9 protein-coding genes and 1 pseudogene are annotated in these 8,066 nt (G+C 35.6%); 5 read left to right on the top strand and 5 right to left on the bottom strand.

All coding sequences use genetic code 11. From position 1 onward, the window contains the following. Positions 1–46: 46 nt before the first annotated feature. The 5 genes and pseudogenes from A4S05_RS05015 to A4S05_RS05040 all read right to left on the bottom strand — a co-directional run bounded on the left by A4S05_RS05015 (position 47) and on the right by A4S05_RS05040 (position 4,972). Positions 47–1,150, bottom strand: coding sequence for a response regulator (locus A4S05_RS05015; protein ID WP_069068729.1), 1,104 nt, complete (start codon positions 1,148–1,150; stop codon positions 47–49). Positions 1,151–2,865: 1,715 nt separating this feature from the next. Beyond that, a complete protein-coding gene (locus A4S05_RS05025) occupies positions 2,866–3,357 on the bottom strand; it encodes a hypothetical protein (protein WP_069068731.1) in 492 nt (163 codons plus the stop codon). Between the two features lie 330 nt (positions 3,358–3,687). Then, positions 3,688–4,293, bottom strand: a pseudogene (locus tag A4S05_RS05030) (Uma2 family endonuclease). 83 nt (positions 4,294–4,376) lie between these two features. Next, positions 4,377–4,712, bottom strand: a complete 336-nt coding sequence (locus A4S05_RS05035; RefSeq protein WP_199346326.1) for a type II toxin-antitoxin system HicB family antitoxin — start codon at positions 4,710–4,712, stop codon at positions 4,377–4,379. Next, positions 4,712–4,972, bottom strand: a complete 261-nt coding sequence (locus A4S05_RS05040; protein ID WP_069068733.1) for a type II toxin-antitoxin system HicA family toxin — start codon at positions 4,970–4,972, stop codon at positions 4,712–4,714. The genes A4S05_RS05035 and A4S05_RS05040 overlap by 1 nt, the downstream gene beginning before the upstream one ends. 266 nt (positions 4,973–5,238) lie before the next feature. Between A4S05_RS05040 and A4S05_RS05045 the strand changes: the two genes are divergently transcribed. The 5 genes from A4S05_RS05045 (at position 5,239) to A4S05_RS05060 (ending at position 7,961) form a co-directional block, all read left to right on the top strand. Then, positions 5,239–5,460 carry a hypothetical protein gene (locus tag A4S05_RS05045; RefSeq protein ID WP_069068734.1) on the top strand — a complete coding sequence of 74 codons (222 nt, stop codon included), beginning with the start codon at positions 5,239–5,241 and terminating at the stop codon, positions 5,458–5,460. After that, positions 5,448–5,591 carry a hypothetical protein gene (locus A4S05_RS42990; RefSeq protein WP_256090829.1) on the top strand — a complete coding sequence of 48 codons (144 nt, stop codon included), beginning with the start codon at positions 5,448–5,450 and terminating at the stop codon, positions 5,589–5,591. Before A4S05_RS05045 ends, A4S05_RS42990 begins: the two co-directional genes overlap by 13 nt. Further along, entirely contained in the window at positions 5,564–5,890 is a 327-nt protein-coding gene (locus A4S05_RS05050) for a type II toxin-antitoxin system VapC family toxin (protein ID WP_256090830.1), read from the top strand. The genes A4S05_RS42990 and A4S05_RS05050 overlap by 28 nt, the downstream gene beginning before the upstream one ends. A 329-nt stretch (positions 5,891–6,219) precedes the next feature. Next, positions 6,220–7,338: a DUF262 domain-containing protein gene (locus A4S05_RS05055; protein WP_069068735.1), complete on the top strand. Its 1,119-nt coding sequence runs from the start codon at positions 6,220–6,222 to the stop codon at positions 7,336–7,338. Next, on the top strand, positions 7,335–7,961 hold the full coding sequence (locus A4S05_RS05060; protein WP_069068736.1) for an MAE_28990/MAE_18760 family HEPN-like nuclease: 627 nt from the start codon (positions 7,335–7,337) through the stop codon (positions 7,959–7,961). The genes A4S05_RS05055 and A4S05_RS05060 overlap by 4 nt, the downstream gene beginning before the upstream one ends. The last annotated feature ends 105 nt before the right edge of the window (positions 7,962–8,066 follow it).

Below are 8,066 nucleotides of genomic sequence, written 5' to 3' on the forward strand. Positions count from 1 at the left end.
CCACAAATTGAATTTGAGCAACTTGTTAATTTTGTATATTAAGAAATTAAACAATATGTTGAAAGATTACCTTTAGTAAATCTCCTTGCGTAAAAGGCTTAGTTAAATAGCCCGATGCTCTGACCATCTTAGCTTTAGCCATCTCTATAAAACCTACTTTTTCTGACACCATAATCACAGGTGTATTTTTAAAACTTGAGTGTTTACGCAACAAAGAGCAGAGTTCATATCCGTCTAAATTAGGCATCGAAGTATCCAACAAAATTATGTCGGGTTTTGTGTGAACAATCTGCATTAAAGCTTTCAAAGAATCAGTGACTCCGACAACACAAAAAGTTTGCTCATCTAAATAACTTTGAATAGTATTCAATACTGTAGGATTGTCATCAATACAAAAGATTGTGTAGATTTTTTTATCAACAGGCGGTTGGATAATTTGCTGACCCCTATGATCATTAGTATGAATAGAGTAAGTTGGTGGTTTATAACCGTTTGTTCTAAAAGAATTTGGTGTACTTTTGCTTTTAGGTTTTAGCTCATTTATTTTGAACAATTCTGAGGGATGTGATTGAGAGGCTGGCGATGTCTGACAATAAGCCGCTTCTCTACGAGAGGCTTCGCCAACACTTCTAGGCATTTGACATCGTTCAACTAGTAAGCGGAGATTTAGATGACAAAACTTTGGCATGTCATCCAGAAAGCTTTCCGGAATAAATTCATAACTCCCTTCTTGTAAGTTCAGAAATGACTCCAAAACTTCTAGCGCCAATTGCTCTATCAGTATCGCTGCTTGAGAAGCACTAATATATTTCTGATTGACTAACCAGCAAATAGCCAGATAATCTGGATTTGGTATTGCCTGATTTTCAATACCAGTTTCAAATATTGCTCGCAACTGTTCTTTGATTCCGCCAGGGAGAGTAGAAATTTGCTGACTCAAGCTTTGCAAATTTCTGTAAAGTGGCTCAAACATTTTCTCTGAGTAACAGGCATAAATTAGCTTACCCTCGTCCATATATATTGACCAAGAGCCTGACGTGCTAAACACTTGCAAACAACCAGTAACCGACTTACCAGTGATTTTTTTCAACAAAGATAAGGGCTGGAGCTTTTGAAAAAACCTGTATCTACTAATCGGAAGTGTCTTCATTGGGATGGCTCTGGAATAAAATTAACATTTGCAGGCGAAATTAGTGAATTACCTTTTCGGAATTCACCGCGAATTTGTTGGGAGCACTTTCAGATAAATATAGCGGTCACATTTGAGTTAGTACAGAGATTTCACACCCCCCAACTCTTAATTCACCAATCTCTGTTAAGCTATAAAGCACAAGTTACAACTAAACCAATTCATGCTATTTTCCAAAAGCAAAATGGCCCGACTAGTTGCCAGGATATAGTATTTCAAAAATTAGATTGGTTTTCTGTATCTTTCGCTAATCTAGCCAATCTAACAGTAACTCAAGTGTCACGCCTAGACCATTGGCTCTCGCCCATCAGTCACAAAAGTATCATTGTTATCCGTATTTTGCAGCCTAAGATCGTAGATACTTCAATTCTCTTACAAAGGTTTTTTTGTCCCTAATACTAAAGTCTGGAGCGACCAAAATCTACTGTAATGTAGATGTAAATAGCTCTCAAGCAAGGCTTTTAGACATTAAATCCGCGCTGACGAACTATGTTTTTGTAGCCGTGACAAAAGTTGTCGGGTACTTCTCCAAGAAGTTTATTCTTGAGGGGAACTTCATCAAGAGAAACAGTATGATTAAAAACTAAGCATTTAAAAACTTCAATGTCATACTTAGGTTTGTGATTGTAGAGCTAATACGGTTCAGTGAAGCAGTGTGGTTTTGGGGATTTCTCCCCTAAACAACTGCGTTAGCCAGGAACAAGGTTCAGCCGAAGGGTCTTGAGGGTTCTCCCCATGACTGACTGGCGTGGGTTGGAGGGATCTTCAAAAGATTAAAACGTTAACTGAACCGTGTTGGAGCAACTCTTAGTGTTAGGATTGGGCAAAATTATCACTTGCACAACAAGACTGGTAAACCTCCGACCAAGGATGAGTTAGCTGATAATTACCGCCATGATGGTGTGTGGTGAGATGCACAGGCAGCCAAATCAGCAGAAGGGAATCTCTTCATAAGTAATGGAAACGGGTCTAATGTTGTGTGGGTCTAAATAGTCACTCTGCATAGTTTGGAGTGACAAATTCAAGAATTTAAAGCCAAATTCCTGATTGGTAGTACATACCTGTAAAATAGCTCTTTTCAGCTAGATGGTAGATAACAAGTAACGTACTCACTAAAACTCAGGTTACTATAATTTTCAAAAAAAGTTAGCAGCAATATATAAACTTCATGATAAATCAGTAAAGTAAACATGAAAACTAATTAATAGCATCTTCCAGATAATTGTTATTAATCTTTATTTGTTTGGGTGTCCGGAAAGACTGAAAATGTACAGTAAAAGATAATTTTACATGCTTATTTAATTACACTTATAAATGAGTGAATCATTTTATGGTAGCAATTTTCCTGGAAAATTTTAAGTTTTAAAAGTCACAAATATAAATGCAAAATTGCATGAGTACCTCGTTTTCCTATAGGACTCATATTTGATTTTTGAACAAAACTCAGTACAACTAAGAAGCCTTCTTGACTGTTGCCTGTAGCAAGATTGCCTATTGCCTGTCTACGCAAATTCGTTCAGAAATCAAAGCGGATTCCTATAGTTTCTGTCTCCTACGTAGATATGGTATTCATTAACCTATAAGGTATATCTAGCAAAAAGACGCAAAGAAATTCTTTGCGTCTTTGGCGTGAGATTTAGAAGTGGACATTCTCACCGTTATACTTCTCCATCTATTTAAAATTGCTCCCGCCAGCACCAATTTAAAAGTGTGCCACCAGCTACCAGCTTAACTACTTCCAGTACCCAATAACTACCATGTAGTAAATTCATTGTCGATGGAATAGCAGCAGCGGCTTCAAATAGGTTCAGTTGAACACCGATGGCGCACATCTGCGGAGTTAAGAAATAGGTATCAAGTATAGCTATAGTTAGCAGCAGCGCAGATAAAACAACACTGCGAATACGCCAGTGATATTGAGTTTTGCCCAAAGCTAATGCCCCAGTCAGCACTACAGCAGCAGATAATAATTCCATCCGATTGAAGTTCCAAAAAATGGTGTAGCCTGCTGTCGTAAAACCAGCTTGGCTCATCATCCCGGAAAGATAAAGGCTAGGCATAATTACCCAGTCTAAAACTACGCTAGCACTGAGCCAAAAGCCCAAAGTCAAGACGATCGCAGTTTGCCAAATTGGCCGTTTTAATTCCAGGTTAGAAATAGCAGTCATAAAATAATTGCGTGTGTTGTATTTCTTTAGTTTCTAACTTCACTAGCAGTTTGACAACTAATATCAATTAACCTTTACAAAGCGATCGCTCTTAAATTCTGAACTTAATCCCAAGTTTTTTTAAACTTAGTTGAGAAATATTAAGATTTTATAAAAAGTAATTTAAATAGATTTTTTTTGAAAAAACTCATGTCTATGACAGGCGTAGCTAGCGTCACTCTGCAAATTCACAAATCCTATTCCCTACACTTTCAATAAAGCGATCGCTCTACAGAAAACCTCAAAAACAAGGCGATGCCTACGGCGGGCTACGCCTACGCATTTCGTAGTTTAATCAATGCACCAGATATCTTTAAGATTAAGCACAAATTCCGGTAGCACATCTTCTCCTGATAAACTAGCAGGAGATTCCAGCACTTCAACATCTCTACCAGAACGATAAATTTCTACTTGCCGAGTTTCTAAATCAATTAACCAACCTAATTTAGCACCGTTGTCTCGGTACTCTTGCATTTTATTTTGTAGCCTTATTAAACAATCAGTATCAGAACGCAATTCCACAACAAAATCAGGACATACAGGCGGAAATTTCTCTTTTTGCTCCTGTGTGAGATAATCCCATTTGTCACGTCTTAACCAAGATGCGTCAGGCGATGTCTACGACGGGCTACGCCTACGCACTGCCCCATTTGGTAAAATAAACCCAACGGAAGAACCAAAAGCTATACCTAGTGACTCATCACGATTCCACACTCCAAGTTGAGCAGTTAAGTTAGCATTGCGGTTGCTGGTTAAACCTCCGACTAAAGGCATTAGTAGCAATGTGCCATCAGCATTACGCTCAAATCTGATTAATTCATTTATCTGACATAACTGGAAGAATTGCTCATCTGTTATTTGAAGAACAGGAGCAAAGTTGATAGTTAACGCATTCATAGAAAAAATTAAATTTGAATATTTCCATAAAAATGCCAAAAGCGAATGCACTTTAGCGAAAAAAATATTTAGAATGATTGACTTTAAGTATTGATTACTTTATCCGCAGCACCAGTTAAGATTTCATCCATCCAAGCATTTATGCTTTTGCCAGCCTTTTTAGCAGCAATAAATATTTTGCGGTGGTGTTCTGGAGTTGTGCGGAATGGAAGTTTACCAGAGAATGGTTTATCAGGCTCCTCTCCTAGTTCTTCACAGAAAGCAAGATAATCATCAACAGAAATTTGAAATTCTTGACGCGCTTCGTCTACAGTTTTTGCCTTAAAGGTAATCACGTCATTAATATCTAGGACTTGACCAAAAAGTATTCCCGCTTCTACATCTACTTCTATACTAGCTGTGTATCCTTTATAAGTCATCATATTTCAATTCCTGCCTTAATTAAAAATTCTCGAACAGATTTGACTGCTCCTTTATCTGTCTCATTTTGAGGATGCGGTTCGTGAAAAACAGCCTTCACATCATTTAATTTCACACGTACCCGCGAACCTCTACCTTGAGTAATATCAGCACCTAAAGCTATGAATAAACTTTCAATATCTTTCCAAAGAACATTAGATGGTACAGGATTTGTAAAAATTAACTCTAAAATCTGACGTTGTTTGTTATTAAGATCCATTTAATCAATACAATTACAGCCATCTTACAGTTAACCTGAATATAGCCACAGATATAATGATATCATATTATGATATCGTTGAAAATATAGAAGCGTAGGGGCTTGTCGTTAGACATCGCTGTTGTGGAAGAGTGAGTGCGATCGCAATAGTTATTCTGATAAACAAGCAGATATCAAGCCTATCTACATTTATTTGTAAAATGAAGAAATGCAGTCCGTCTGTGTATATTTGACTTAGAATGCAGAGAAGTGGAAATATAAATTTTATGTCTAATTATCAAGAAATACTACTGCAAGCTCAAAGCCTAACTCCTGAAGAGCAAATACGCTTAATTGAAGACTTATCAAGCTTAATTCGTCAACAGGTGACGATGATACCTAAGCCAAAACATAGCATCCTCGAATTACGTGGGTTAGGTAAAGAAATCTGGAATGGTATTGATGCTCAAGAATACGTTAATCAGGAACGTGATTCATGGAATGGCTAGTCCAGTTACAAGGGCAAATTGTTGGTTTGGATACTGCTCCACTGATTTACTTTATTGAAGAAAATCCTAATTATTTGGATGTTACAGATACTTTTTTGAAGCTATGTTTCGTAGTGAGTTTAGCGTTGTAACATCAGTTTTGACTATCACAGAAGTGTTAGTCTATCCCTTGCGACAAGGAAACACAGGATTAGCTCAACAATATCGTGAAATTCTATTTAATTCCCAAGGTTTAACAGCTATCGAAGTTTTTCCCGACATTGCTGAAAATGCAGCACAATTAAGGGCAGATTATAACTTAAGAACTCCAGATGCTATTCAAATGGCTACTGCTATTCGTGGAGGTGCATCATTTTTCTTGACAAATGATGCGCGGTTGCCATCTTTACCAGCGTTAACAGTGTTAGTGTTGGATGAGCTGATAGTTTGAGTCTTTTTGTCTGTTGCGATCGCTGATTGTATGATGTCATTTTAGGCGATCGCCTTGCAGAAAATCTCAAAAACAATGCGATGCCTGTTGTGGAAGCGTGAGTGCGATCTTACACTACAAATTCCCAAAATCCTATTCCCTACACTTCCAATAAACAGTAAGCTAAACTAACACACCTCATCACCTACAGCTAAAGCAATATTTTGCAATGGAAAATGCTAAATTCTTTTATCTATAAGGGTTTTTGAAATTTATATTCAGCACAACAATAATTGAATAATCAAAAGTACGATACCATAGATGCAACAACTCAGATATGTCAATCTAATATGAGTAACAATTTATTAAGCAAAAATATTACAGAACAAATGCAGGAAGAAGCAGAGATACAAATCCGTGATAAGAAAAAAGTAGTTGACTATAACACAATTGAGTATCCTATTGAAGTTATAGTTCAAAAATACCTAAAAGGTCTTGATGATGATTCTAATGAATTATTTATTCCAGATTACCAAAGAGCGATGATTTGGGATGAAAAAAGGCAATCTAAATTTATTGAATCTATTCTGTTAGGTTTACCTATTCCTTATATTTATGTTGCAGATACTTCAGGGGAAGCAACAGACGAAAATCCTTTAGAAACAAAAGATTTAGCTCGTTTAGAAATCATAGATGGAACACAAAGGATTCGCACTTTAGCTAATTTTATTAATGACGACTTATGTTTACAGGATTTAGAAAAGTTAGATAAACTGAAAGGATTTAGATTTTCTAGTCTACCTATTGCACGTCAAAGACGTTTTCAACGAACAACCATAAGAATGATTCAACTTACAGAAGATGCTGATGAAGAAACTCGTAGAGATTTATTTGAAAGAATCAATACGGGTAGTGTTGAATTAAATCCAATGGAAAAAATTAGAGGTATTAGAAGAGGCCATTTTCTTGATTTGATAGATGAATTAGCGAAATACCAAAAATTTATTAGTCTTTGTGATTTTACAGAACCCTCAATTAGAAGAGTAGAACCCCAAGAATTTGTTTTACGATTTTTTGCTTTTTTAAATAATTATCAAAATTTTAATAAAAATATTAATGAGTTTCTTGATAGTTATGTACAGGAACTTAATAAAGCTGAACCAAATACTTTAGAAAACATGAAAAATGAATTTTATGCAATGATTGATTTTGTTGAGATGTATTTCCCAACAGGTTTTAGACAAGGTAAGAAAAAGGACAGAACAACAACTCGAATTAAATTTGAATCTCTTGCTGTTGGTATAACTTTAGCTTTAAGACAGCAAGAAGACCTCAAGCCCGCGTCAGTAGATTTCCTGGATTCAAAAGAATTTATAGGATACACTAGCAGTGATGCTAGTAGTTCTAGAAATAAAGTTATTCGTCGTATTGAATATGTCCGTGATCAGATTTTAGGTATAGTTGAGTGAAAAAAATATTAGATTTAGATGATTTCAACGAACGTGCTAAAGACGTGAGTGATTATCTCTATTTTCTGAGAGATTTAGAACAGGGTCAAATTCTATTAAGTAAGAATGGTGCAATTTCTAAAATTGATGATGAATTAGATAAAAGTTTAAAAGCTACTGGATTTTTATTGCTTTACAATCTTATAGAATCTACTATGAGAAATGCTATTCAAAGTATTTATGATCATATTACTAATAAAGGTGTTTCCTTTGATCAACTAAGACTAGAAATTAAAAAAATAATTTTGAAAAATGTAAAAGACAATGTACAGCAATGTGGTATTAATAATTTTGTAGAGCAAACAGAAATAATTTTTAGAGATATTATTCAATCGGGCTTTAATCGAGATGATCTGTTTTCTGGGAATGTAGATGCTAAAGAAATCAAAACAATAGCTAAATTATATGGATTTTTAGTCATTACTGACAAAGATACTAGAGATGGAATTGATTTACTATCAATAAAAAAAAATAGAAATGATTTAGCTCATGGTGTTATGTCTTTTAAGGAAGTTGGTCAAAATACATCTGCGGAAAATCTTGTTGAAATAAGAGGATGTTTTAAAAGTGGGGGGCAATTGTAAGAAAGCTCACAAGGCTTAAGCTGAAATTATAAGCATCAGCACCTTGTGAGCAAATGACTAAAGCATATCGTAGTAACCTGAGTTGGGAACAGTGGGAATTGATTG

The sequence above is a fragment of the Nostoc sp. KVJ20 genome (assembly GCF_001712795.1).
Lineage (GTDB): Bacteria > Cyanobacteriota > Cyanobacteriia > Cyanobacteriales > Nostocaceae > Nostoc.